The organism is Rickettsia endosymbiont of Seladonia tumulorum (assembly GCF_964030815.1).
In the GTDB taxonomy this organism is placed as follows: Bacteria; Pseudomonadota; Alphaproteobacteria; order Rickettsiales; family Rickettsiaceae; genus Rickettsia.
The window spans coordinates 1159358-1186233 of sequence record NZ_OZ034963.1 but is presented as its reverse complement, the minus strand read 5'-3'; the positions used below and the strand labels follow the sequence as shown (position 1 = coordinate 1186233).

Genomic DNA, 26876 nt, shown 5'->3' with positions numbered 1-26876 from the left:
AGAAAACTTATAATACAGCTTCTATAGCATTTCCTGATAATTGCACGTCGGTACTATAAACATTATCATAAGCAAAAGTTACAGCTGCGGCTGCTCCATTTACTGCACATAAAGTACCTTCATAAACTGTAGATCCTGCGTCATATAATGCTTTTTTATGCACTCTACTACATTTTCAGAATTAGCAGCTACTGTAACTGCTACAGTACCTACCATACTAGCTGTAGGATGGAAAAATATTGTACTAGCAAGACTTTTTACTATTACCTTTGCAAATTCTGGTAAAGCAAACCCAAAGGCATATCCTGTCATTACTGATCCAGATATTTCTTTAAAAGTAATAAGACCTAAAAGAATTTGTGGTAAAGTTTTTACGGCGTAACTTGCTGCTTCAGCAGAATGCTGACTACAATTTATAGCTGATTCTTGAGTATTATCAAGGTGCGTTTTACTATTACTAGCAAAATAATTAAACATTTTAGAAAACATTAACTTTCTCCATTGTTAAGTTGAATTACCATATTTTATGGTTTCTAGAGCTTAAGTAAAAACTACCATAAAGCATAAGTAAATAAATGTCAACCATTTAGTTAAATATTATTAATAATTCATTTCTTATTTAGAGCAACTAGGTAAATTTCTGTTGATTCTTTGCGGCTGGATGATGGTTTAAAATGTTTGACAGTAGAGAATTCACGTTTCACTTTGTTTAAAAGCTCATTTTCAGCCCCACCACGAAAGATTTTAGCAATAAAATGACCGGAAGGGTTTAAGACTTTTAAAGCAAACTCAAAAGCTTGCTCGCATAAAAGCAGAGTTCTTATATGATCGGTAGCTTTGTGACCTATAGTATTTGATGCCATATCACTCAATACTATATCAGCCTTGCCTTTTAAAGCTTGTATAATCAATTCTTCAGTATCTTTTTCAAAGAAATCTTTTTGAAAAGACTCTACTCCAGGAATTGGTTCGATTTCAAGTAAATCGACTGAAATTATTTTATTTTTTAAATTACCATCCGTAGCTTTAATGAGCTTAGAAGCTACTTGACTCCATCCCCCTGGGGCTGCCCCTAAATCAACTACTTTCATATTTGGGGTGAAAATTTTAAATTTTTCATGAATCTCAAGGAGTTTATATGCAGCTCTTGATCTAAAGCCTTCAATACGTGCTTTTGCAACATAAGGATCATTTAACTGACGCCTTAGCCAGTTACTAGAAGAAACAGTGCGTTTTTTAGAAGTCTTAACTCTAACAAACTTATTTCTATAACCACTTAAATTATTTGTCATAAAATCTTTTATTTTCGTGTGCTATTTTATCTAATATAGAATTAACAAAGCCTATTTCGTGATCATTTAGCATATCATTTGCTATATCTGTGTATTCATTAATTATTACTTTAGTAGGTATATCTGGAAAAAATAATAATTCACATATACCACTGCGTAATAAAGCCTGTAGCAAAATAGGTATGTGATTTTGGTTTTTATCATTTACCAGATGATTACTTATAATTTCATCTATTTTATCAATATTTTCAAATACCAACTTTACCAACATTTTAAAATGGCTTATAGTTAGTGATATTTTTATGGGTGAATCAGTCATAGAAGTATCGTTGCGATAAAAAGAAAGTACATTTTCTATTATATCATCTATATTATCATTGTTCCGTAACATATGTTGATATATAGCTTGTATTGCTGCAATACGTGCAATCGACTTCTTATTGATTTTATTTGAACTCATAAAAAGAAATAAAGTTTTAAATTTAGTATACTATACTTTAAAACTACTTATTTGTATACTCGTTTAATTTGAAAAATTGGCTACATCGTTCTATAAATACTGCGGTACTCACGTATTTAAGTATACGCTCCGTGTCTCGCACTTATGGACTGATTACTTTTTTCAAATTAAACTTCGTCTACCTACATATTAATAATAAAAAAATTATGTTATCTATAGTCGGATTTATTATAACAATTAGTATCTTAGTGTTTATCCACGAGCTAGGGCATTATGCAGTTGCAAGATTCTTTAATGTAAAAATCGAAGAATTTTCGATAGGTTTCGGCAAAGAATTAATCGGTATTACAGACTCAAAAGGGGTTAGGTGGAAAATTTGTTTATTGCCGCTTGGGGGATATGTTAAGATTTATGGTTATGATCGAAACATTATGGATAAAGCACAAGAAATAAATGAAAAAGTAGCGTTTTATGCTAAATCCTGTTTTGAGCGTTTTTTAATAGTTGTAGCAGGACCTTTAATTAATTATTTACTTGCCATAATAATATTTGCTGGATTTTATTTTTGTCTTGGTAAAATAGAAGTTCAGCCTGTAATAGGGGAGGTAATAGCTGAATCACCAGCAGAAAAAGCTAATTTGCGAGAGGGTGATAGAATTGTTAAAGTTAATAATAAATTAGTTAAAGATTTTAGTGATGTACAAAAAGAAATACTAATTAATGGTTTAAATTCTTCTACTTTATTAATAGAGCGAAAAGGTGAAGAATTTACTGTTAGTATAATGCCTGAAGAAGTAGTTGTAGAAAGAGCTAGAAAAATACTGCGTATTGGTATTATGGCTAAAAATGAACCTGTTCATACTAAAATAGGGATATTATCAAGTTTATCGGAAGCAATATTTGATACTATAGATGTATCGGCGGTAACTTTAAAAGCAGCATCACAAATGATTGTAGGAAAGCGATCAGTAAGTGAAATAGGTGGACCGGTAGCTATTGCAAAAGAATCAGGAAGAACTTTAGAGCATAGTATAGAGATGTATTTACTATTTATAGCAATGCTTTCAGTAAATTTAGGACTACTTAATCTGTTACCTATACCGGTACTTGATGGTGGTCATTTATTATTCATATTATATGAAGCAGTTACAGGTAAATTACCGAATATTAAAGCTAGAAATATTTTATTACAAATAGGTATAATGATAATAATTTTCCTTACTGTAATTTCTTTTTCTAACGATATAAAAAATTTATTCTCTTAAGTGGGTAGATTTACTTGCTCTAGTTAATATTATTTACTATAGTGTACGTTTAACGCAAAAATTTTAAATAAATCTTATAAGAAGGTTTTAGGTGATAATCAGGTCAATTATTAAATTAGCAATTTTAACAGTAACAATTTTTTATTATAACATTTCCTTAGCAGATTCAGTTATTCGTAAAATAACTATAGAAGGTAATCATAGAATTGAACGCTCTACTATTGAGAGCTATTTAAAGCTAAAACCTGGTGAAAGCTATAATAGTTTAAAAGAAGACGAAGCAATAAAACGCTTATATGCTACTTCACTTTTTAGAAACATCAAAATGGATATGTCAAGCGATGGTAATTTAATTGTTAACGTTACTGAAACTCCATTTATAAGTAGCGTAGTATTTAGAGGTAACTCTAAAATAAAAGCTAATATGCTATCTAAAGAGATTTATACAATGGCAGGTGAGTCTTTAAGCCAAGCTAAAATTGAATTAGATGTAAAAAAAATATCAGAAATCTATAAACGTAGCGGTCGTTTTGCTACTATAGTAACACCTAAAATTGAAGATTTAGAAAATAACAGAGTTAAGGTTATTTTTGATATCGCAGAAGGACCAAAAACCGGTATTAAATATATTTATTTTAGTGGTAATGAAAATTATAGCGATTCAGAGCTTAAATCTATTGTTTTAACTAAAGAATCTCGTTGGTTTCGTTTCTTAGATAGTAATGATACTTATGAACCTGATCGTATTGAATATGATAAAGAATTATTAAAAGAATTCTATCAATCAGTTGGTTTTGCAGATTTTAGAGTAATTTCGGTATCAGCTGAGTTAAATAATACTAAAGAATATTTCGTTCTTACATATTCTCTTGAAGAGGGTGAAAAATATAATTTCGGTAATGTTACAATAGAAAACAAATTAACCAATATTGATATAACTCCTGTTAATAAAATTGTCAATATTAAGCAAGGTAGTGTTTTCAATATGAAAACAGTTGAAAATATTGCTGATAAAATTGGAGAATATTTTACAGCAGTAGGCTATCCAGCAGTGAATGTTTATCCTGATATTGTAAAAAACCCTGATCATACAATTAATATTAAATTTATTATAGAAAAAGCCGATAAGGTTTATATTAATAAAATTAATATTATTAATAATCTTAAAACTGAAGATCATGTTATAAGAAGAGAGTTTAAATCTGAAGAAGATGATATACTTAACCGTTCTTATATTGAAAAAGGAGAGCGTAATCTTAGAAACTTAGATTATTTTGAGAAGATAGGAATTACTTTTGCTCAAGCAAAAACCAAGGATAAATATGACTTAAATGTTGAGGTTGATGAAAAATCTACTTCTTCTGTCGGTTTTGATTTAGGGTATAACACCACAGGTGGGGTATTTGGACGCTTCTCTTTCTTAGAGCGTAACTTAGTAGGTACAGGTAAAATACTCAATGCTGGTGTGCAAGTAAGTAAAAATACTACTAGCTATTATGGTGGTATTACTGACCCACATTTCTTAGATCGTGATTTATCCCTAGGTGTAAGCGGATTTATAAATAAAAGTGGTCGTGGTCAGAGTGTACTTTCCAACACAGATCAAAATTATAGACAGCATTCTGTAGGTGGTAAAACTTCCTTAGGTTATGAAATTAAAGAAGATTTAAGCCACGAAATAGATTATTTAATTAAACGTGATACCTTGAGTGCTCCATCTCCATCAAGCTCAATATTTTTACAGGAGCAAATGGGTAAGTTTATTACTTCTGCTATTGGTCACACTATTGCTTATGATCAAAGAGATAGTAAAATTATTGCGAAGAATGGTTATTTAGTAAGTATTAGTCAAGAATATGCGGGTATTGGAGGTGATAATAAATATCTGAAACATGAAGTTGATGGTAAATATTATAAATATTTCATACAAAATAAGCTTACTTTAAAACTATCTGCTTCTGGAGGTGATATTGCAGCACTTGGTGGACGAGTTATTAGAATTTCAGATCGCTTTAATTTAGGTGATTATAGCTTAAGAGGTTTTGCTAGCGGTGGTGTTGGACCGCGTGAAAAAGTTACTAATGAAGGTTTAGGCGGTAAAAGATATTATACATTTTCTACTGAACTTAACTTCCCAACTCCAGTACCTGAAGAATTTAACCTCACTGGTTCGGTATTTATGGATTTAGGAAGCTTATGGGGAGTAGGCTTAGATAAAGTAAAATATCAAAGTCCAAATGGTATCTATAATGATAAGTCACTTAGGGCTTCAGTTGGTTTCGGATTTATTTGGGTAACACGCTTTGCACCAATTAGAATGGACTGGGGTTTTGCGGTTAAAAAGAAGAAATACGACGATACGCAGCATTTCCACTTAAGGTTTTCTACGCATCTTTAGTGGTATTGTAATCTAGTTTACTTCAGGCTTTATTGTATAGCTTGAAAAAAGTGTAAAATGTCATCCTAACGTAGTCGTTGTACTTGCGTGAAGTAGTTTTTCCTTGTCATCCCGTGGCGGCGTTGTTGCGTAGATCGGAAAAAGCCCTCGGTGTCATCTAGTTGCTTGACCACAGCATCCAGTTAAAAATATTAATAATATTGATATTTTTAGTTGTTTTTCTGTATCTAGTTCCCAAGCAACTAGATGACTACCTTAGGACGTTTTTCGATCCACGCAAGCAAATCCTCATGCGGGAATGACATCGAAGCAATCTAGTAAAATGCATAGCATTTTTATTATTTTTCCTGGATTGCCACGCTCCTTGTAGTTGCATAGCTTATGACGATATCTATACTTGGTTAGTAATACCAAAAAATTAAATTAATTTCCTAGTACTTCCACAATAATACTTTCAAAATAATTTTCTTATTTTAAATTCTTGCCGATGTAGCTCAGCTGGTAGAGCGGCGCATTCGTAATGCGTAGGTCTGGGGTTCAAATCCCCACATTGGCACCGTTAAACACAAGATGAATTATTAACAATCCTACATAATTAAACTCAATTGGATTTGGCAACATGCATTAATACAAACGCTTATAACTAATAGGCAAACTGGCGAACAACTAGCTACCTGCTCTCAATTCAGGATATACTGCTAATAAATGAAAAGTTGGGTAGACGAAGTTTTATTTGGAAAAGGGCATGGAGTCTGTAAGCCGAGGAGCGGAGCGTACAAAGGTACGTGAGCATCTGAGGGTTACAAAGACGACATAGCCAATTTTTCAAATAAAACGAGTATACTATAGTCGGTTCAATTTGATGATTTAATAGAACTAATTAATTCCATTATCTCATTCCTTTCAAAAAGGTTGCTTATGTTATTTAAGTTATTATCTATATTAATTTTATCAAAAGCTTTGTAATGCTCTTGCAAAAGTAAATTTTCTAAATAATTAGTAAGCGAATCGGCAAATTTTTGATTATTATAAGTTTTTTTTTGCTTTTTAAAATCTTCTAATGATACTAGGTTGTCCTTAGAATCATTCGCATGGATAATATTACTCTGATCGGATTGAGTAAAATAATTATAAATTCTTTGTATTTTATCAGTATATTGGTAATTAAGCATATAATCAATTTTACTATAAAGATACATTGATCTTAAAAACATTAGATTTTGATATTCTGGAATTTTAGGATAGAGATATTCACCTTTCCAATGAGTCCATAAATTAGATGAAAAAAAACCTAAAACATATCCTCCGGCATAACGTAAATTATCAAACTCTATATCATCTTCTTCAAATAAAGAAGACAAAGCTTTTGAAAATGAGTCAACCATCTCTTTTATTATAGTTTGAGTATCAATTTTAATAGAAATATTAGGATATTTCTTAGTTACTTCTTTTTGAAAAACTTTAAAAGTAGGAAGTGCTACTTTTTTAATTTTAAAAATTAAGGAAGAGTTATAGATTAATTTTGAATATTCTTCTTTTTTTCTTTGCATGATTGAATCTAATCTAAAATGTTATTATGGGACTGTGAAAAAAATAATTTAAAATCTAATTACTTACCCAATCGCCCTTATCGTTTTTATGATATTTCTTTTCCACAGCTGACCATGCTACTTTATGTGCAACGGTTTCTCTAGAATCGTTATCCCGTCTTTTTTCAGGAGATTTATATTGTTCAAATGCATGGTTAAAAGCTTCACGATAAATATCTTGAGCGTGCTTTGGAAGATGATTTTTGACTGAATCGGGTAGGTCGGTATTGTTTTTGTAAGGCATAAAAACCTCTGATATATAGTATTGTTTGGTGTCATTCTAGCGTGAGGTTTGCCCATGTGGATTAGTTTTTCCGTCTGAGCTAAGGAAATTACGAAGTAATTGACGAAGCAAGGAAGTAAAAAAATGCTAACTTATAGTATTTTTTATTATTTTCTCTGGATTGCCACACTCACTTCGTTCGTTCGCAATGACGTTTTTTGAGCCATGCAACAAGACCAGCATCAAGCGGGAATGGAATGACATATAAGATATCTTATAACATCAAAGGTTTTATTTCTAGAAAAAAGTTAAACTTAATTTTATGACCATAAACTTTTCATTTTGTTAAAAAAGCTGCCATCATTTTCTTTTTCATTTACGGATTCTTTTCTCAATTCTTCTAATAATTCTTTTTGTCTTTTTGATAAATTTTTAGGCACTTCAACATGCACATGTGCAAGCATATCGCCTCTAATAGTTGACCTTATTTTAGACATACCTTTGCCGCGTAATCTTAGCTGATCACCGTTTTGTGTTCCTGCTGGGATGGTTAGATTTACTTTGCCGCCTTCAATTACCGGCACCGCTACTTCTCCGCCAAGGGCAGCATTTACAAAACTAATAGGTAGTTTGCAATGTAAATTTGCTCCATCTACCTTATAAATATCATGAGGTTTTATTGCGATATCAACATATAAATCGCCATTATTGCCGCCTCTAATACCTGCTTCACCTTCGCCTGGATGTCTTATTCGAGTGTCATTTTCAACACCTGCGGGAATATTTACAGATAAATTTCGCTGCTTGTGGTAACGCCCCAAGCCGTGGCATTTTTTACAAGGGTTCTTGATAATTTGACCATTACCTTGACATTTATGACAAGTTTGTTCAATCATAAAAAAGCCTTGCTGAACTCTAGTTGCACCTACGCCGCCACAAGCATCGCAAGTAGTTGCAGTTTCCCCTTTTTCAGAGCCGCTACCATGACAAGTATCGCATTTTACTTCACTGGAAAAACTGATATTTTTCTCTACGCCATGAAATGCTTCTTCTAAATTAATAGTAAGATTATATTTTAAATCAGAGCCTCTAACCTTACTTGAAGTTGGCTTTCTTCTGCCACCACCGCCCATAAAGTCGCTAAAGAAATCACCAAATATATCGTTGATATCAGCACCGAAAGGATGACCGCCCTGACTGCCAGCTCCGCCTCTTGCTTGTTGATTTTGGAAAGCATCATGTCCAAATCGGTCATAAGCTGCTCTTTTCTGTTCGTCTTTTAAAACTTCATAAGCGGCATTGATTTCTTTAAATTTTTTCTCGGCGTTTGTATCACCAGCTGCGGCATTATCAGGGTGATATTGTTTGGCTAACTTGTGATAGGCTTTTTTAAGATCAGCACTGCTTGCTGTTTTGCTAACTCCAAGGATTTGATAATAATCTTGTGACATGAAATTATATTATATGGTTGTTTAGGGCTATGTATAACTAATAAAACGTCATTGCGAGGAAATTACAAAGTAATTGACGAAGCAATCTCAGGATGTTTAATGAGATTGCAACAAAGCTACGCTCCTCGCAATGACGTTCTACTTTACTTCTTCTCTACATCTTCAAAGTCTGCGTCTACTACTTTTTCGTTGCTAGCAGTATTTTCTTCAGAAGCACTACCAGCAGCACCAGCATCGCTTTGTGCTTTATACATCGCTTCGCCGATTTTCATACTAGCAGCGGTTAAGCTTTCGGTTTTTTCTTTAATTAATGCAGCATCTTCTGAATCTAAAACAGCTTTTAAAGCAGATAAAGCATCTTCTACCGCTCCTTTATCTTCAGACGATAATTTATCGCTATAATCTGTTAAGGTTTTTTCAGTAGAATAAATTAAGCTATCAGCAGCATTTTTTGCTTCAATAAGCTCTTTACGTTTTTTATCCTCATCGGCATTTTTCTCAGCATCTTTAACCATTTGCTCGATTTCCGCATCGCTAAGACCGCCGGAAGCCTGTATTGTTACTCTTTGCTCTTTACCGCTAGCTTTATCTTTAGCCGAAACATGGACTATGCCGTTTGCATCAATATCAAAAGTCACTTCTATTTGCGGCACGCCACGTGGAGCAGGAGGGATTCCTTCTAGATTAAACTGACCAAGCATTTTATTATCTTTTGCCATTTCACGCTCACCTTGGAATACCCTAATAGTTACTGCATGCTGATTATCATCGGCAGTAGAAAATACTTGGCTTTTCTTACTTGGGATTGTGGTGTTACGATCGATTAATCTTGTAAATACGCCGCCTAAAGTTTCAATACCAAGAGATAGAGGTGTAACGTCTAATAATAATATATCAGTTACTTCTTTGTTTAATACTCCGCCTTGGATCGCTGCACCAAGAGCTACAACCTCATCAGGATTCACGCCTTTATGTGGAGCACGCCCGAAGAATTTTTCCACCGCTTCTTGTACTTTCGGCATTCTAGTCATACCACCAACTAGCACTACTTCTTGAATATCGGCAGCTTTTAAGCCTGCATCCTTTAAAGCTTTGCGGCAAGGTTCTATGGTTTTCTCAATTAAATCATCGACTAATTTTTCAAGTTCTGCTCTAGTAAATTTAATATTTAAATGTTTTGGACCGCTACTATCAGCTGTGATATAAGGCAAATTAATATCAGTAGTTAATGCAGATGACAATTCTTTTTTAGCTTTCTCAGCTGCTTCTTTTAAACGCTGAAGTGCAAGTGGATCGTTACGTAAATCAATCCCACTTTCTTTTTTGAATGTATTTATTAAATGCTCTAATACTCTTGTATCAAAATCTTCACCACCAAGGAATGTATCGCCGTTAGTTGATTTTACTTCAAAAACACCATCACCAATTTCAAGGATTGAAACGTCGAATGTTCCACCACCAAGATCATAAACCGCAATAGTTTTGCTTGCTGATTTATCAAAACCATAAGCAAGAGCTGCCGCAGTTGGTTCGTTGATTATTCGAAGTACTTCAAGCCCAGCGATTTTACCAGCATCTTTTGTTGCTTGACGCTGTGCATCATTAAAATAAGCAGGCACAGTAATAACTGCTTGTGTTACTTTTTCACCTAAATAATTTTCAGCTGTTTCTTTCATTTTTTGTAAAATGAAAGCACTAATTTGGCTAGGTGAATGTTTTTTCCCTTCAACTTCAACCCATGCATCACCATTATCAGCTTTAACTATATTATATGGCACTATTTCTTGATCTTTTTTAACCATTGGATCGGTAAAATTTCTACCGATTAATCTTTTTACTGCATATACAGTATTACGTGGGTTAGTTACAGCCTGTCTTTTAGCGGACTGCCCAACTAACTTTTCACCATTTGCGAAAGCTATAATCGACGGCGTAGTTCTCTCACCTTCAGAGTTTTCTATTACTTTTGGCTCCTTACCTTCCATCACTGCAACGCAAGAGTTGGTAGTTCCAAGATCTATACCTATTACTTTTCCCATAAATCCTCTATTAATTTTTTATTTTGTTTATTGCTTTTTATTTGATATAGTGCTGATCTAATGATTTTACAAGAGGTGGGAATGAAAAAATTATTAATTTTACCAAAAATTTTATTTATCGTTAATCTATTTTTATTAAATAATATAGTTTTAGCGTCGTCGGAAATAAGTAGTACTATATTTGAAAAAGCTAAGAAAGCGATTGTAACGATTGATACTAGAATTGCTGTATCAGCTTATGAAGATACAAATAGCTGGACAGGAACCGGATTTATTAATGATAAGAAAAATGGTTATATAATTACTAACACTCACGTTATTGGGCTTAGTGCAATCGGTACTTATTTTGTTACCTTTTATAATGGTGAGCAAGCTGAGGCAAAATTAATATATTATGATATTTGGCAAGATTATGCCGTTTTAAAAGTGGTTAGTAACGATATACCGGAGTCGGCAATGGAAATACCATTTTCTAGCGAATCTCCGAAATTAAATCAGAAAGTTTTTGTAGTCGGTAACACCGAAGCACAAGGTTTTTCTTTCCATACAGGTTATTTATCTGATCTATATAATATTGATGGTATGATGCCGCAAGGTACTTATATAATTAATTTAAATATTACTGGTGGTGCTAGTGGCTCACCAGTGCTTAATGATAAAATTGAGGCTATAGGCGTATTATATGGTGGTGGTAAGACCCACTCTTTAGCGTTGCACGGCGATTATGTAATCCGCACTTTAGAAAGCTTAAAGAATAATAAAGAACCGATAAGACAGCATATGGGAATAATAAGCGATCTATATTCATTAAATAAAGCTGTTAGACATAATAATTTCCCTAAAGAAGAAATGGATAAATATATAAAGAAATTTCCCGATAGTAGAAATAGAGTTATAAGCGTTAAGACGGTTTTAGCCGGTTCGCCTGCTGAAAAAGTCTTGAAAGCCGGTGATATTATTTGGGCTATTAATGATAAAGAGCTAGGTGGTAATTTAGCGATGTTTGATAGAGAAATGGACAATTCTAAAAACGCCGTTACGAAACTTGTTATATTCCGTGATGGGAAAAAGCTTGAGCAAACAGTAAATCTATATAACGTCAATAATAATAAAATCAGTAGAATGGTAAATTTTGGCGGTGCTATATTTTTTGAAGTAGATGATTATTTTAGTAATAAATCAGGCATTCCACTTAAATCCCTAGCTATAGCTTCTGTTCAGTCCGGTAGTAGTTTTAGCTCTATACCAACATTTTTTACTAAAGACTATAAAAATGTTTACAGACTACAAATTTTTGAGATGAAAGATTTAAAGCTAAATAATCTTGATGATTTAATAAAGCTTATGCCGAATATTACTAAAGATAAATTTATAACTATAAGGTTTAAAAATTACCAACCATATTATGCTCATTTTGGTTACAATGAAATTATTTCGTCTCATGATGAAATGAGTGCAGACATAACTTTAGATTCCATAGACACTAAGCCGTATATACTTAAATATAATAATGTTTCTCATGAATGGAATACAGAAAATATAAAGCTTCAGTAACTAATTTAGTTGTGATAAATTAACAATCGTTAATCAATTAAATAATATCAAATTCAACTCTGGTTATTGTGTTGTTTCTTCTAAATTTATAAACTTTAAATTACTAAGAATTTAATTTTTATCAATTTAGGAGAAATGATGACTAAATATATAACTAACTTAAACATACCCCCCAATAGTAATATAAATGATATCTATAATTCAATTACTCCTAGAAAAGAAGAAGCAATTATAGAATCTTTAATTTTACAAGAAAAATTTCAGCCATTAGATTTACAATTTCTTAAAACAGCAAGTCTTCTTAAAAAAGAAAATTCTGAAAGTTCTAACATGCTAAAACACTATGTTACTAGTTATGATAAAGAAATCATTGAAAATATTTTTCGTTAAGCACATGATAATGGCGAAAAGGATTTAGTAGCAAAGATGTTGGAAATAGAACCTAAATTAGTAAGATTTTGCCAAAAACAAGAACTCGAATTAGTAGGAGATGACCAACCCCCGCAAGATCAAGTTTAAAAAAGCCTAAACCATTATAATTTATTATTTTAAGCTCTAATTATTATAATTTAGGAAAAAAAATGAAGAAGCAAAAAAAACAATTATCCGTACCTAGTTTAGATTTAAGTGTTACAAAAAAAAGCAAATCAGAAGATTTACCACCTCCACCTAATTCTGAAGAAGATAGAATAACTACACCTACTTCAGCACCAATTCTTTCAGATTGTAAAGAATTAGATTTAAAAGATTGTGAAAATTTAAATAAAAATGAATTAAAAAAATATTTTAAGTCTATCAATGAACATAATCAAAGTATTTTTTGTCAAGCAGTAGAACAAAATAAGAAAGAATTAGTAAAAGATATATTGGCAATAAATTCTGATTTAATAGACGTAAAAACTAAATTAGAGGGACATAATATTCTGCATAAAGCTCTTGCTGGTATAGTAGATGCAGAAATGGTAAAAATATTATTGGAAAATGAACCTTATTTAGTAGAAAGAATAGACAATCAAAGTCTAAATCCTTATATGTTCGGTGAAATATATGGTTTTGGCATAGAAGCTCAAAATGAACAAAATAGTAAAATTAAAAAAGTAATAAAACGTTATGAGAAAAAAGTTGCTAGCGGTAAAGTACCTATTAGAGAATCAAAATCATTATTTATTAAAGATACTAAAGAAACTCCAGATAGTTTAAAGTTTTTGCAATATTTATATGATAAAGGAAATGAAGAAAATTTAAAATTTTATATAGCTGTTAATTTAAAACAGAATAAAGATGTTTTTCATCAAGCAGTGATGTCAAATAAAAAAAAGTTAGTAAAAACAATATTAAATTATGATCCTGAATATATAGATTATACTAATTCGGAAGGTCATAATGTACTGCATATAGCACTTAAAAATAAAGCAAAAGCAGATGCAGAAATGATAGAAATATTACTGCAATGTAAACCTAAACTAATAACAGAAAAGAATAAGGAAAATTTGACTCCTCTTATGTTTGGAGAAAAATATGGCTTTAGTAAAGTGCTATCAAAGAAAGAAATTAGTAAAATAAAAGTAATACTGAATGACTATGGGAGAGATGCTATTAGTTATAATTCGTATTTGTCTGATTCGCCTAATGAAAAAATGGTAGATTGTGAGGACGAATTACTAGGGAATAATAAAATAGATGATTTAGGAGGGATTAATGGGACAGCAATATAACATAAATAATAGTGATGATGGGATAACAGTTGAAAATACGTTACAATTTTTTAAAGATAAACTGTATCTTTGTAAGCATTATATATGCTCTATGACCAAGAATAGTAGGGATAAATTAAAGTATAGTGAGAAATTAATATTAGATAAGGTATTAAGTTTAGCAATTAAAAATGAAGAGTATGTATTACTTGATGAAATGATAAAACTAGTACCTGATTTAGAAAATTATATGTATAAAAAAGGTTTTATGGATGATAATAATTATTATGTCCTGCCTATGGGAGTGGATAGCTGATATGTTGAAGTTCGGCTAAGGTAAATCGTGGTTGTTCGTATATCATTCCTGTGAGAACAGGAATGATATACGTAGATTTATAATTCGGTGACTGGCATTTCGCCTAAATTTTCAACTTGATAAAATTTTGTTTCATATCCGTCATGAGATTCAGTTCGTATTAAATTTTCTGGCTGCTTCATTGCCTCTTTTACTAACTTTACTCTCTCCGAAATAAAATCTATATTAGTTGCTGTTTGTAGAGGAAAATCTTGTATTACTTCTACTTTTTTACCTCCGCTAGCAGCAGTTATTTTAATTATTTCACTATTTGCTTCATATGCATAATTTTGAATTTCATCAAAATATATGAGCTTACCATCAGCGTCAAAGCCCATTAATTGTTGTGCTTTCAATAATTCTTGTTTTGCTGTTACTACTAACTTTGCTGTTTCTTTTGGTAATGACGGTAGCTCAAATTTATTTGTTGAATTTTTTGTTTCAAATAATTTTTCGTATTGAAATTTATAATTTACTAGCTTTATTTCATCATTTGGTTTAGTAAGATTTTTAATAGCCTTAAAAAGCCATTTTCCTGTTGTGTTAAAGGTTTTTACCATATTATTATGATCTTAAGTGCATATGTTTCTCTAAATTTATTTCGAGTCGGCAATATACAAATCTTGTTTAAGTATGTCAACATAAATTAATAAATCTTATATTAAATATTAATAAAAAGTAATTATCATAATTTCCTTTCACAAAAGCAAAATAAACTGATATTAATATAAAAAGATGTTAGGGGATTATTTGTTATCCTGGAGCAGAGTTGCCCGTGAATTGGGAATCGTCATTGTGAGGAGAGGCAATGCCGAGGGCAGAGGCAATCTCAGGAATATTATACTACCTCATGAGATTGCCACGCTCATTTCATTCGCTCGTAATGACACTTATAATCCAACCAGCATCTTATAATCAAAAAAAGTCTAAAAAATTATGCGTTATTTATTTATTGTTTTCCTACTCGTATTTGTAAATGGTTGTAATTTAAAACCTGTTTATAATACAGAATATAGTAATAGTGAGGTAGTTAAAAATTTAGAATCTATTGAGGTAGAGCCTATTAAAACAATAGAAGGGTCTGAATTTTATCACCGATTAACAAGTATCTTGCCACAAAAAACAAAAGCAAAATATATTCTTAAGGCAGAATTAGCAGGAGCTACTACGCCTGCTACCATAGAAAAAAACTCGAATGTTTTAAGGGAGTATATTAATCAGTTAGTCAAATATCAATTAGTTGATATAGAAAGCCAAAAAATATTAATCAAAGAAAAATTTTATCAATCAACATCATATAATTCTATTTTTACCCCTTATGCTTCAAGTGTTGAGAGAGATGAAACAGGAATAGACCTTGCCTATGCGGCAGCTGAAGAAATTCGCAGCAGACTAATTTTATACTTTACTCGAAATAATAATTTATGAAATTCTATTTTTTGCAAATTAATCGTTTATTTGAATTAATAGCCAGTGGTAAGGTTAAGGCTCTATTATTATATGGTCCTGATAAAGGTTATATAGATAAAATTTACCGTCACTTAGTGAAAAAGTTTAACATGCTGCAAACTTCTATAGAATATAGTGACCTTAATATTTCTTCTTTAGAGATATTACTTAATTCGCCTAATTTCTTCAATCAGAAAGAATTAATTAGAATTAAAGGTGTGGGAAATTCAATTGATAAGAATTTAAAAGTAATTCTAAATGATAATTATATTAATTTTCCTGTATTTATTGGTGAAGATATTACCTCAAGCAGCAGCTTTAGAAAATTTTTTGAAACTGAAGAATCACTAGCTTCGCTTGCTTGTTATCATGATGATGAAGCAAAAATTGAGAAGATAGTTTTAGAAAAATTAGCTAAATGTAATAAAATTATAGATAGGGAAGCACTCATTTATTTAAAAAATCATTTAAAAGGGGATCATGAGTTAGTTTCCAACGAGATAAATAAGTTGATATATTTTGTGCATGATAAACAAGAAGTTACCTTAAATGACATTAAAGAGGTGCTAAGTAGTGAGATCATAGCTAATGGTAGCGATTTAGCAATGTACTTTTCACAAAAAAATTACGTCAGTTTTTTAAAAGAACTAGATATATTAAAAAAGCAAAATATAAATGAAGTGCTGATGATTAGAGCCTTAATAAGGCATTATCTAAATTTATATATAGTGTTGTCGAAAGTAAAAAATGGGGAGCGTGTTGATTCTGCAATAAAATCGCTATCACCGCCTATTTTTTATCAGTATATTAATGATTTTACCAAAATAGCAAATAGCCTTAGTCTAGCTGAGTGCTTGAAGACTTTAAGAATATTGCAACAAGCGGAAGTGGATTATAAATTAAATCCTGCTGGGTTTGATCTTTTACAAAAAATCGTTGATGTCATCCCTGCTTTTAGCTACGAATGACATTAAAGGAATATATCATTATGCCAAGACCTGATTTTTCTGATCCTGATAAACAAATTCAAGAGATAATTAGAGTTAACCATGCTGGTGAGTATGGAGCAAAAAGGATTTATCAAGGACAGTTAAAGTATACTAAATCTCAAAATGACTATGTATTAATTAAAGAGATGCTAGAGCAAGAAGAAGTGCATCTAAATTATTTTGAGAAAAAATTATTAGAGAAGAAAGTAAGACCTACTGCCTTATTATCTTTTTGGCATCATTATGGATTTTTACTTGGGGCTGTATCTTCTAAAATTGGTACAAAAACAGCAATGTTAGTTACGGAGAGTGTAGAAGAAGTAATAGAGAAGCATTATGCACAGCAAATAAATTATTTGGAAAATAAAAACATTGAACCAGAATTATTAGATAATATTGTAAAATTTCGGTTAGATGAGATTGAACATAAAGACACGGCTATAATAAATGATAGCGAGCAAGCAATATTTGCGAAAGCAACAAGTAGTGTAGTAAAAGCGATTTGTAGAATTGCTATTAAACTAAGCAAAAAGATTTAATCCTCAATGCTATCATATCCAAGAAGTTCTGAATATATATTTTCTATGTCTTGGGTAGGCTGTTTATACAACTCTGCTTGTTCAAAATATTTCTTACTTTCTTCAATATTCCCAAGTTTTTTATAGCAATACCCAATCTTAGAGAGAGCTTCTTTCATATCGCAGCAATAGTTATCGCTACCAAAAAATTTAATTATTTCAATTTCTTGTAGAGTTAAGCCTAAAATTACGTTAGCATCTTCATCAGTATATGACTCTAAATTGCTTAAATCGTGTTTTTTACTTTTCATGTATTAGGAATTAAGAAAAAATAGGGTGCCAGGGGTTAAGCTCCGTTGTTACAATATAACAACCTCCATTATACTTCATGATTTTACTCACTTATAATAACAGACCCCTGGCATAAACTTGACTTATAAGTTTTTGACAGATTGGTCTTGCAACAATGGAGCTTAAACATCATTAGCGTTTCATATATTAGTTGAATAATATAAATAGTCAAGAGGTTTTAGTTGTTATATTGATAAAAAATGTAATTTTCAGTTAATAAGTACTATTTTTTATATTTTTTGGGTGATATTTTGTAGTAAAATTTGCTTTTAAATAAATAATAATTTATATTTACATGTGTAATCAGAAATAAAAAAATAAAAATGAATAACTCTCATCCTAATACTAAATCTCATTTATTTCATATAGTTGATCCAAGCCCTTGGCCTATTTTAACTTCATTTGCTTTACTTATTTTAGTTGCGGGTGGCGTTTCATTTATGCATAGCTATAAATTTAACCATTACATACTAGCTTTTGGAGTTATTTCAGTAGCTTATTGCTTATATTCTTGGTGGAGAGATGTAATAAAAGAGGGAATAATAGATCATAGTCATACCGAGCCTGTTAGACATGGTCTAAGAATTGGGATGGCTTTATTTATTTTAACTGAAATAATGTTTTTTGGAGTATTTTTTGCATCTTTCTTTAAATCAAGTTTATCACCTGTTGGTCTTTTAGATGGTGTATGGGTAATAAAACAAGGCGTATGGCCGCCACCTAACATTAAAGTTTTTGATCCATTTGATATTCCTTTTATTAATACTTTAATATTACTTTTATCTGGTACTACTGTTACTTGGGCTCATTATGCCTTAGAAGAACGTAATCAAAAAGATTGTGTAACGGCTCTTGGTCTTACTATAATTCTTGGAATATTCTTCACTTGTATGCAAGCATATGAATATTACCATGCTGCTTTTAAATTTACTGATGGTATATATCCGTCTAATTTTTATTTAGCAACTGGCTTTCATGGTGCACATGTAATTATAGGTACTATATTTTTAATAGTATGCTATTTCAGGGCGAGAAGAGGTGACTTTGCTATTAAAAATAATGGGCATTTAGGATTTGAATTTGCAGCATGGTATTGGCATTTTGTTGATGTAGTATGGTTATTTTTATTTACTTTTGTATATATATTTGGTAGTTAGTCATAGACTATAGACCATAATATGTGATTATAATGTTACTTAAAACAAGTATTTTTGCAATATTTTGGTATATTAATCTAAATTACATATATTTATAGGTTGATTTATATGTAAATAGAATATACATTAATCTTTAAATAACTAATCATAATTGAGGTAAAAAATATGAATTTGCGTAAATTAAATGAAGAATTAATTGATTACAACATGTCGCTACGTCTATTATTTATGGTACTTGGTTTAGCTATTATAACAATGTCCATGGATAGTTTAGCTACAGGTAGCGTTGGTGATCCAGTAGGTGCGGCATTATGTAATGTAATTTTAATATTTAGAGGTAATACAGCAAGAGGTATAGCTGTTGTTGGTATAATCGTGTTAGGTATTCAAACACTTAGAGGAAAACTACAATGGGAAGTAGCTTTAGTTATAGTTGCGGCAATTATAATATTATTTAAAGCTCCAGACATAGTATCTATGGTATCAGGTAGTACTGGTAATGCTAATTGTGGTACCACCAGCGTTACTTCGTAATTGTTAACATTTAAGTTCTAAAGATAAAGTACTCATAAGATTTGCTCTTATGGGTACTTTTTCTTTTTTTAAGATTTAAAAGCTCAAACATTATAAATTCTAGTTTCTATTAAAATAATAAAAACCCTTATCAAAAACACACAAAACCTAGCAAAAATATATAAGTTTACAAAATTTTAGAAATTGAATTCTTGAAATCCTTTAAACCTATATGTATATTTAGGTATTAACTGAATTTAAGTTCTTATGAAATTAGCAAAAATATTAAGTGCCCTTTTATGCCTAGGGCTAATTCTAAACGGATGTAAAAGCAAAAAAAGTAACGATGATTTAGTTACTCCTATTTCTACTCTTTATAATGAGGGTGTTACTCTGCTTGAGAAAAAGAAGTATAAAAATGCTGCTGAAGAATTTGGAAAAATATTTTATCAGCATCCGGGTAATGAATTTACGCCGCAAGCAGAGTTGATGCAGGCTTACTCATTATTCCTTGCTGCTCAATATGAAGAGGCAGTTGATGTACTCGATATTTTCATTAATCTACATCCTGCAAATGTTGATATTGCTTATGCATATTACCTTAAAGCTCTTTCATATTATATGCTAATTTCTGATGTGAATCATGATCAATCTAGAACTTTCTTGGCTAAAGATAGTTTTGAAGATCTAATTACAAAATTCCCAAATACTAAATATGCTATTGATTCCTCTTTAAAAATTGATTTAGTAAATGATCATTTAGCTGGTAAAGAGTTAACAATTGGTAGATTCTATTTAAAGAAAAAGAATCCAATGGCAGCAATTAATCGATTTGAAGAAGTAGTCGAAAATTATCAAACTACCTCTCATTGCGTAGAAGCTTTATATCGTTTGACAGAAAGCTATATGATGCTTGGATTACCGGATGAGGCAATGAAATATGCTTCGGTTCTTGGTCATAACTATCCAGATAGTAAATGGTATAGCTATGCTTATAAATTAATTAAAGGATACAATATTGGTAAATAAATAGTATGTATACGAAGATCAATTTCAAAAAGAGCAAGGAATCCACAAGACGAGGAACGGAGCGTATATTAATACGTGAGTACCGGAGTACTTGTAGGACGACGAAGCCAATTTTTGAAATTCATCGAGTAGACTATGTTTCATAGTCTTTCAGTTAGAAACTTTATCCTGATAGACGAGTTAGAAATCGAATTTATTAATGGTTTATGCGTTATTACCGGCGAAACCGGTGCCGGTAAGTCTATTTTACTTGATGCTATTTTATTTTGTTTAGGCTATAAAACTTCAAGTGCCGGTATAATAAAGCATGGAAAAGATTATGCAGCCGTTAATATAGTCTTTTCATTAAATGATGAAATAAAAAATTTCCTAACTCAAAATTTTATTGAATTAGAAGAATCACTGTTTATAAAATGCGTCCAAAAAGCAGAGGGACGCAAAAATTTCTTTATCAATAATCAAGTAGTTAATAAAGCTATTATGCAACAATTAGCTACTTATTTATTTGAACTTCACGGACAAAACAATAATATTTCCCTTTTAGAAATCAATACGCAGCGTGATATTTTAGATAATTTTGGAGATCTTTTAGAACTTCGTATGCAGCTTGCCAAGTGTTATCAAGCGTGGCAGAATATCCGTAATGAAATAGCCGAAATAGCACTTAAACAAAATTCTATAGAACAAGAAATTGATTATTTAAACTTCGTAACCGAAGAGCTGACTAAGCTTAATGTTCAAATAGGTGAAGAAGAGCAGCTAACAAATATACGAAAAGATTTGCAAAATAAAGATAAGGATTTGCAGCTAATCAAAGATATTCTAGAGCAGGTTAATAATCCTGAAATAAATAGCTCAATTAGTAAAGCGGAGAAACTATTAGCAAAGCAAAGTCAAAATGAAGAATTCGTAAATATTTCGACAAATCTTGAAGAAGCTTATAATAATTTGGAAGAGGCGAGACAAAATTTATCGAATCTTCTAGAAAATTTTAACAAGTTAGATTATAACCTTGAAGAAATAGAAGAAAGATTATTTGCAATAAAAGCGATTAGTCGGAAATATAATGTTTCTGCTGACACACTTAAGACATTTTTAGAGGAATCTTTAAATCAGCTAAATAGCTTGAAAGGGAAAATAGCAAATCAAGCAGAATTGCAAGTGCAAGAAGCAAAATTAAGTACAGAATATTATAAGCTTGGTAAGGATTTATCGGGCAAACGTCTTGCGGCAGCAAAGCGTTTAGAAGAGGTGCTGCACTATGAATTAAAGCAATTAAAAATGGAAAAAGCTACTTTTCATGTTAATATAGCAGAAAGAAAAGAAGCGGCAGCATATGGCATAGATGATATAGTTTTTAAAGCTTCCACCAACCCGGGGATGTCTCCAGAGGCAATTAATAAAATCGCTTCGGGCGGTGAATTATCAAGATTTATGCTTGCTTTAAAAACTTCCTTATTTAATAAAATGGTTAAACCTGCTATTATATTCGATGAAATAGATGTGGGAATTGGCGGTGAGGTTGCAGATAAAGTTGGTGAAAGGCTCAAAAAGCTTAGCTCAGCTACGCAAGTGATAGTTATAACGCACCAGCCTCAAGTAGCGGGAAAAGCAGATTTGCATATAAAAATTGAGAAAATGCAATTAGAAAAAGAAACAAAGGTAACAGTAAAAGCTTTAAATTTAGCCGAAAGACAGCAGGAACTTGCCCGCATGATTTCAGGCAAAACAATTACTGAGGCAAGCTTAAAGGCGGCTAAGGAACTACTGCGTTCATGACAAACGTCATTGCGAGGAGAATTACAAAGTAATTTGACGAAGCAATCTCAGGAGTTTTTTTATTGCTTCATTCGCTCGCAATGACAAAAAACAAGGAATATATGAACAATTACAAAAAACTAGAAAATGAACTTTCAACCATCTCAAATTTTGAAAATATCTTAAGCATATTATATTGGGATATAGCGGTAAATATGCCTATAGGATCAGGGGAAAGTAGGACAAACGAGATGGTATCTTTAACTTCGCTAGTTCATTCTCTGGTTAAATCCCCGTTGCTTAAAGAGTTAGTTAGCAGAGCAAAGGAAGAGGCAAAAAATCTTGATGAATGGCAGAATGCTAATATAAGAGAAATTGAGCGGAAGATATTAGATGCAAATTGTATCGATGAGGAGCTACAAAAGAGATTAGTAGCTGCAACTACTAAATCTGAACTTGTTTGGCGAAAAGTGAGAAAGACTAATGATTATAATTTATTTAAGCCTCATTTGCAGAAAGTTTTAGATTATACAAGAGAAGTTGCTAAAGTACGTGCAGGTGTATTTAATTGCAGTCCTTACGATGCATTAATTGATATGTATGATCCAAGTAGAACAAGCAGCGAGATTAAAAAAGTTTTTTCATATGTTAAAGAAAATCTTTCTGAGCTTATTGGTAAGGTTTTAGAAAAGCAGAAAAGTCAAAAAGAACTGGTAAAAAGTACTGAATTAAGCCCTGAAATACAAAAAAATATCGGCAAGCGTATAATGGAAATTATGCAGTTTGATGGGAGCAGAGGGCGGCTTGATGAATCTACTCATCCTTTTTGCGGTGGAACACCAAATGATATACGCTTAACTACCAGATATGATAAAGATAATTTCATAAGCGGCTTAATGGGGATTATTCACGAAACTGGACATGCTTTATATGAGCAGAACTTACCAGAAATGTACAAGGGGGGGCAGCCGGTCGGACGTGCTAAAGGCATGGCTTTTCACGAAAGTCAGTCTTTATTTATGGAGATGCAAGTAGGTAGGTCAAGAGAGTTTACGGAGTTTTTAGCAAAATTACTTCGTGATGAATTTAACCTTAAGTCGGAAGAATATTCGGCAGATAATTTATATAGGGCAATTACGAAAGTTGAGCCGGATTTTATCAGAGTTAACGCTGATGAGGTAACTTACCCAATGCATGTAATATTGCGTTTTGAAATAGAAGAATTGCTTATTAGCGGTGAATTAAATCTTGATGAATTGCCAAATTTTTGGGATAGTAAGATGCAGGAATATTTAGGAATAAAACCTAGAAGTTTTAGCGAAGGATGTTTGCAAGATATTCATTGGTCTAGCGGATGGTTCGGTTACTTTCCAGCTTACACAAACGGGGCAATTATTGCATCAATGGTAATGAAGAAAGTAAAAGAGATAAACAAAAACGTAAAAGATGATATTTTAAAAGGTGACTTTAGTAACTTAAATAATTATTTGAATAAAAATTTCAGAAGTTTCGGTTCACTAAAAAATTCGCCTGATTTGCTAAAAAGTGCTAGCGGTGAGGAGAATATAAATCCTGAAGTGTTTATTAAGTACTTGGAAGAGAAGTATTTGTAATAAATGAGGTGTCATGCCGTGGCGGCATTGTTGCGTGGATTAGTTTTTCCGTCATTGCGAGGAAATTACGAGGTAATTGACGAAGCAATCTAGTAAAAAAAATGCTAACTTATAGCATTTTTTATTATTTTTTCTGGATTGCCACGCTCATTTCATTCGCTCGCAATGACGACTTAGTATTCACGCAACGATGCCTATGTGGAAATGACATAGAACATCTACTCGCAATGACGTTAAAAAATTAAATTATCATAAAAATAATATGGAAGAAAATTTAAAAAAGACAGGTTTTTTATTCGGTGGGAACGCTGTTTTTATTGAAGAACTATATAAACAATATTTAGAAAATCCTGCTTCAGTTGATCAAACTTGGCAAGAGTTTTTTGTAGGCGTTAAGGATAGCAATCAGCTTCTTAATAAAAGTACTGCTAAAATAATTTTAAAAGCCGTTGCCGCAGAAGAGTCCAAAACTTCAGAAAATCCTACATCCACCCCAAATAATTTTAATGTCGGTGCGATGATAAAAAATTGTCGTAAATATGCCCATTATCTTGCAAAGCTAGACCCTCTAGGGCTTGAAGTTACTAAAACTAAAGAGGATTTAAAGCTTGGTATAGAGAATTTTGGTTTTACAAATGATCAGCTTGGTAAAGTAATAGAGCATAAATTTTTAGATAAAACGTATAGCTTAGGTGAGTTGGTTAATTTTCTTGATAAAACTTATGCAGGTTCTATTGGAACTGAATTTGAGCAGGTAGAAAATGAAGAGGAAAAAAATTGGTTATATTCTAAATTAGAATCAGGTGTTATTTCATTTTCCTCGGAAGAAAAGAAAAATATCCTAAATGACTTAGTGGAAGTAGAAGGATTTGAGCAATATCTACATACAAAATTCCCAGGGGCTAAGCGTTTCTCGGTAGAGGGCGGTGATGCTTCCATAGTTGCCATGAATAAAGCTATTGATTTATCTCTGCATCAAGGTGTGGAAGAGATCGTCATAGGAATGGCTCATCGTGGAAGATTAAACACGCTAACTAAAGTAGTCGGTAAACCTTATAGAGCGGTTATCGCAGGCTTTATAAGTGGTAGCGTATTCCCTGACGAGCTAAATGTTTCAGGTGACGTAAAATATCATTTAGGCTATTCATCGGACAGGGTCATAGGTGATAAGAAGATACATTTGTCGCTAGCTGATAACCCGTCACATTTAGAAGCTGTAAACCCAATAGTTGCAGGTAAAGTAAGAGCAAAACAGGACATACTTAAAGATCCTAAACGCAGTAAAGTCAAAGCTATTTTAGTCCATGGTGATGCTGCTTTTTGCGGTCAAGGAGTTGTGGTAGAAAGCTTATCTATGTCACCCCTAGCTGCTTATAATATTGGTGGAGTTCTACATTTCGTAATTAACAACCAACTAGGTTTTACAGCGAATGCTGCCGATACCAGAGCCAGCAGATATTCTACAGAATTTGCAAAAATAATAGCAGCACCGATTTTGCATGTTAATGGTGATGATATAGAAGCAGTCTTAAAAGCTACAAATATTGCGGTGGAATATAGGCAGAAATTCGGTAAAGATGTTATTGTGGAAATCATTTGCTACCGAAAATATGGGCATAATGAGGGTGATGAGCCGATGTATACACAAGGTAAAATGTATAACATCATCAAGAGTAAGCTAACGCCTGGAAATATTTATGCAAATGAGCTAGTGAAAAATGGCGTAATCGATAATAATTATTTTGCTAAATTAAAAGAACAGTTTAAAGCAAAACTGGATAAGGAATATGAGCAGGCTAAAAATTATAAGGCAGAGGCTCATTTCTTAGGTGGTTTATGGCAAGGTATTACCCGCACTCGCACACAAGCAGCAGTAACTGGGGTAGATAAAAAGACTTTGCAAAATCTAGGGATTAAGCTATGCGAAATGCCGAAAAATTTTGCTGTTAATCCAAAATTGGTTAAGTTATTTGATGCTAGAAAAGTTGCTTTAACAGCAGATCAGCCTATTGACTGGGCAACAGCTGAGCAGCTCGCTTTTGCAAGCCTGCTTACATCCGGTACTAATATAAGATTAACAGGGCAAGACTGCGGACGTGGTACTTTCTCACATCGTCATTCAGTGTTACATAGCCAAGTTGATGATACTACCTATATACCTTTAAATAACTTGTCCAAAGAGCAAGCAACATATGAAGTAGCAGATAGTAATTTATCCGAATATGCTGTGCTTGGTTTTGAATATGGTTATTCACTCGCAAACCCAAAAAATCTAGTTTTATGGGAAGCTCAATTTGGTGATTTTGCTAACGGAGCTCAGATTATTTTCGATCAATTCATTTCAAGCAGTGAAACAAAATGGCTTCGCATGAGCGGACTAGTAGTTTTACTACCGCATGGCTTTGAGGGTCAAGGACCGGAACATAGTTCAGCAAGGCTTGAGAGATTCCTGCAGCTAGCAGCAGAGGATAATATGTATATTACATATCCTACTACGCCTGCTTCAATTTTCCATCTGCTTCGTCGTCAAATAATTGATAATGTTAGAAAACCATTGATCGTGATGTCGCCGAAATCCTTGTTGCGTCATAAGAATGTGGTTTCTAAACTTGATGAATTAGGTGGTAATACTACTTTTTCGCCGGTTTTAGATGAAGTAAATAAACTGGAAGCAAGCAATGTTACTAAAGTAATTTTATGCAGTGGTAAGGTATATTATGATTTATTCGAAATGCGTGGCAGTAATAGTAATATAGCAATTATTAGGCTTGAACAATTATACCCATTTGAAAAAAAGGTTGTAGTAGAGCTGTTAAAAAAATATAATAAAGCAAGTGAATTTATTTGGTGTCAGGAAGAGCCAATGAATATGGGAGCTTGGAGATATATAACCTCTCACCTAAATAATGCTTTAAAAGAAGCAGGAATTAATAATGAATTCAAATATATAGGTAGAGAAGAATCAGCATCTCCAGCAGTTGGCTCATTACAAGCACATAATAAGCAACAAGAAGAAATACTAAAAAAAGCATTAAATTAAGAGATAGCTTTGAAATTTGGTGTCATTCCGTGGCGATTTTACCAGTGTGTATCAGTTTTACCGTCATTGCGAGGAAATTACGAAGTAATTGACGAAGCAATCTAGTAAAAAAGTCCTGAGATTGCCACGTTCCTTGCAG

The 26876-nt window shown here is 32.1% G+C and carries 24 protein-coding genes and 1 tRNA gene; 16 read left to right on the top strand and 9 right to left on the bottom strand.

Annotated elements, in window-relative coordinates:
- Nucleotides 1-99 precede the first annotated feature (99 nt).
- From AAHF54_RS05915 to nusB, 3 genes are all read right to left on the bottom strand, one after another.
- Complete coding sequence (locus tag AAHF54_RS05915) at nucleotides 100-489, bottom strand: hypothetical protein (RefSeq protein WP_342169930.1); 390 nt, start codon at nucleotides 487-489, stop codon at nucleotides 100-102.
- A 119-nt stretch (nucleotides 490-608) separates the two neighbouring features.
- Complete coding sequence (locus tag AAHF54_RS05910; protein WP_341794506.1) at nucleotides 609-1292, bottom strand: RlmE family RNA methyltransferase; 684 nt, start codon at nucleotides 1290-1292, stop codon at nucleotides 609-611.
- Nucleotides 1282-1752: a transcription antitermination factor NusB gene (nusB, locus tag AAHF54_RS05905; protein WP_011477778.1), complete on the bottom strand. Its 471-nt coding sequence runs from the start codon at nucleotides 1750-1752 to the stop codon at nucleotides 1282-1284. The genes AAHF54_RS05910 and nusB overlap by 11 nt, the downstream gene beginning before the upstream one ends.
- A gap of 206 nt (nucleotides 1753-1958) precedes the next feature.
- Here nusB and rseP point away from each other — a divergent pair, with 206 nt between their 5' ends.
- From rseP to AAHF54_RS05890, 3 genes are all read left to right on the top strand, one after another.
- Nucleotides 1959-3017: an RIP metalloprotease RseP gene (rseP, locus tag AAHF54_RS05900; protein ID WP_342169929.1), complete on the top strand. Its 1059-nt coding sequence runs from the start codon at nucleotides 1959-1961 to the stop codon at nucleotides 3015-3017.
- 91 nt (nucleotides 3018-3108) lie between these two features.
- A complete protein-coding gene (bamA, locus tag AAHF54_RS05895) occupies nucleotides 3109-5415 on the top strand; it encodes an outer membrane protein assembly factor BamA (protein WP_342169928.1) in 2307 nt (768 codons plus the stop codon).
- A 483-nt stretch (nucleotides 5416-5898) separates the two neighbouring features.
- Nucleotides 5899-5971, top strand: a tRNA-Thr gene (locus AAHF54_RS05890).
- 298 nt (nucleotides 5972-6269) lie between these two features.
- Here AAHF54_RS05890 and AAHF54_RS05885 read toward each other — a convergent pair.
- The 4 genes from AAHF54_RS05885 to dnaK form a co-directional block, all read right to left on the bottom strand.
- Nucleotides 6270-6965, bottom strand: coding sequence for a hypothetical protein (locus AAHF54_RS05885; protein WP_341788344.1), 696 nt, complete (start codon nucleotides 6963-6965; stop codon nucleotides 6270-6272).
- A gap of 55 nt (nucleotides 6966-7020) precedes the next feature.
- Entirely contained in the window at nucleotides 7021-7248 is a 228-nt protein-coding gene (locus AAHF54_RS05880; protein WP_341788343.1) for a ChaB family protein, read from the bottom strand.
- A gap of 299 nt (nucleotides 7249-7547) precedes the next feature.
- The gene (dnaJ, locus tag AAHF54_RS05875) at nucleotides 7548-8678 is read right to left on the bottom strand and encodes a molecular chaperone DnaJ (RefSeq protein WP_341788342.1); all 1131 of its coding nucleotides are present in this window, start codon (nucleotides 8676-8678) and stop codon (nucleotides 7548-7550) included.
- Nucleotides 8679-8821: 143 nt separating this feature from the next.
- A complete protein-coding gene (dnaK, locus tag AAHF54_RS05870; RefSeq protein ID WP_341788341.1) occupies nucleotides 8822-10717 on the bottom strand; it encodes a molecular chaperone DnaK in 1896 nt (631 codons plus the stop codon).
- A 60-nt stretch (nucleotides 10718-10777) separates the two neighbouring features.
- Between dnaK and AAHF54_RS05865 the strand changes: the two genes are divergently transcribed.
- From AAHF54_RS05865 to AAHF54_RS05850, 4 genes are all read left to right on the top strand, one after another.
- The gene (locus tag AAHF54_RS05865; RefSeq protein ID WP_341794510.1) at nucleotides 10778-12271 is read left to right on the top strand and encodes a S1C family serine protease; all 1494 of its coding nucleotides are present in this window, start codon (nucleotides 10778-10780) and stop codon (nucleotides 12269-12271) included.
- A gap of 135 nt (nucleotides 12272-12406) precedes the next feature.
- Nucleotides 12407-12661 (top strand): hypothetical protein, encoded by a 255-nt coding sequence (locus AAHF54_RS05860; protein ID WP_341794511.1) that lies wholly within the window; start codon nucleotides 12407-12409, stop codon nucleotides 12659-12661.
- A 191-nt stretch (nucleotides 12662-12852) separates the two neighbouring features.
- Nucleotides 12853-13986, top strand: coding sequence for an ankyrin repeat domain-containing protein (locus tag AAHF54_RS05855; protein WP_341788338.1), 1134 nt, complete (start codon nucleotides 12853-12855; stop codon nucleotides 13984-13986).
- Nucleotides 13970-14281, top strand: a complete 312-nt coding sequence (locus AAHF54_RS05850) for a hypothetical protein (protein ID WP_341788337.1) — start codon at nucleotides 13970-13972, stop codon at nucleotides 14279-14281. The genes AAHF54_RS05855 and AAHF54_RS05850 overlap by 17 nt, the downstream gene beginning before the upstream one ends.
- Before the next feature lie 77 nt (nucleotides 14282-14358).
- Here AAHF54_RS05850 and AAHF54_RS05845 read toward each other — a convergent pair whose 3' ends face one another.
- A complete protein-coding gene (locus AAHF54_RS05845) occupies nucleotides 14359-14880 on the bottom strand; it encodes a hypothetical protein (RefSeq protein WP_341788336.1) in 522 nt (173 codons plus the stop codon).
- Nucleotides 14881-15256: 376 nt separating this feature from the next.
- Here AAHF54_RS05845 and AAHF54_RS05840 point away from each other — a divergent pair, with 376 nt between their 5' ends.
- From AAHF54_RS05840 to AAHF54_RS05830, 3 genes are read left to right on the top strand one after another with little or no spacing between them, the layout of a single operon-like run.
- Nucleotides 15257-15748 carry a hypothetical protein gene (locus tag AAHF54_RS05840; RefSeq protein WP_341788335.1) on the top strand — a complete coding sequence of 164 codons (492 nt, stop codon included), beginning with the start codon at nucleotides 15257-15259 and terminating at the stop codon, nucleotides 15746-15748.
- On the top strand, nucleotides 15745-16737 hold the full coding sequence (gene holA, locus AAHF54_RS05835; RefSeq protein ID WP_341788334.1) for a DNA polymerase III subunit delta: 993 nt from the start codon (nucleotides 15745-15747) through the stop codon (nucleotides 16735-16737). Before AAHF54_RS05840 ends, holA begins: the two co-directional genes overlap by 4 nt.
- A gap of 20 nt (nucleotides 16738-16757) precedes the next feature.
- Nucleotides 16758-17297 (top strand): demethoxyubiquinone hydroxylase family protein, encoded by a 540-nt coding sequence (locus AAHF54_RS05830; RefSeq protein WP_341789241.1) that lies wholly within the window; start codon nucleotides 16758-16760, stop codon nucleotides 17295-17297.
- Here the strand turns inward: AAHF54_RS05830 and AAHF54_RS05825 are convergent.
- Complete coding sequence (locus AAHF54_RS05825) at nucleotides 17294-17587, bottom strand: tetratricopeptide repeat protein (protein WP_341788333.1); 294 nt, start codon at nucleotides 17585-17587, stop codon at nucleotides 17294-17296. The genes AAHF54_RS05830 and AAHF54_RS05825 overlap by 4 nt on opposite strands.
- 363 nt (nucleotides 17588-17950) lie before the next feature.
- On the opposite strand from AAHF54_RS05825, the gene AAHF54_RS05820 reads away from it, so the two are divergent.
- The 6 genes from AAHF54_RS05820 to AAHF54_RS05795 all read left to right on the top strand — a co-directional run bounded on the left by AAHF54_RS05820 (nucleotide 17951) and on the right by AAHF54_RS05795 (nucleotide 26737).
- Nucleotides 17951-18784, top strand: a complete 834-nt coding sequence (locus AAHF54_RS05820) for a cytochrome c oxidase subunit 3 (RefSeq protein ID WP_342169927.1) — start codon at nucleotides 17951-17953, stop codon at nucleotides 18782-18784.
- A gap of 165 nt (nucleotides 18785-18949) precedes the next feature.
- Nucleotides 18950-19318, top strand: coding sequence for a TrbC/VirB2 family protein (locus AAHF54_RS05815; RefSeq protein ID WP_341788331.1), 369 nt, complete (start codon nucleotides 18950-18952; stop codon nucleotides 19316-19318).
- Between the two features lie 246 nt (nucleotides 19319-19564).
- A complete protein-coding gene (locus AAHF54_RS05810) occupies nucleotides 19565-20326 on the top strand; it encodes an outer membrane protein assembly factor BamD (RefSeq protein WP_341788330.1) in 762 nt (253 codons plus the stop codon).
- 135 nt (nucleotides 20327-20461) lie between these two features.
- Nucleotides 20462-22105: a DNA repair protein RecN gene (recN, locus tag AAHF54_RS05805; RefSeq protein ID WP_341788329.1), complete on the top strand. Its 1644-nt coding sequence runs from the start codon at nucleotides 20462-20464 to the stop codon at nucleotides 22103-22105.
- Between the two features lie 101 nt (nucleotides 22106-22206).
- Nucleotides 22207-23697 carry a carboxypeptidase M32 gene (locus AAHF54_RS05800; protein ID WP_341788328.1) on the top strand — a complete coding sequence of 497 codons (1491 nt, stop codon included), beginning with the start codon at nucleotides 22207-22209 and terminating at the stop codon, nucleotides 23695-23697.
- Between the two features lie 262 nt (nucleotides 23698-23959).
- Nucleotides 23960-26737, top strand: a complete 2778-nt coding sequence (locus AAHF54_RS05795) for a 2-oxoglutarate dehydrogenase E1 component (protein ID WP_342169926.1) — start codon at nucleotides 23960-23962, stop codon at nucleotides 26735-26737.
- The last annotated feature ends 139 nt before the right edge of the window (nucleotides 26738-26876 follow it).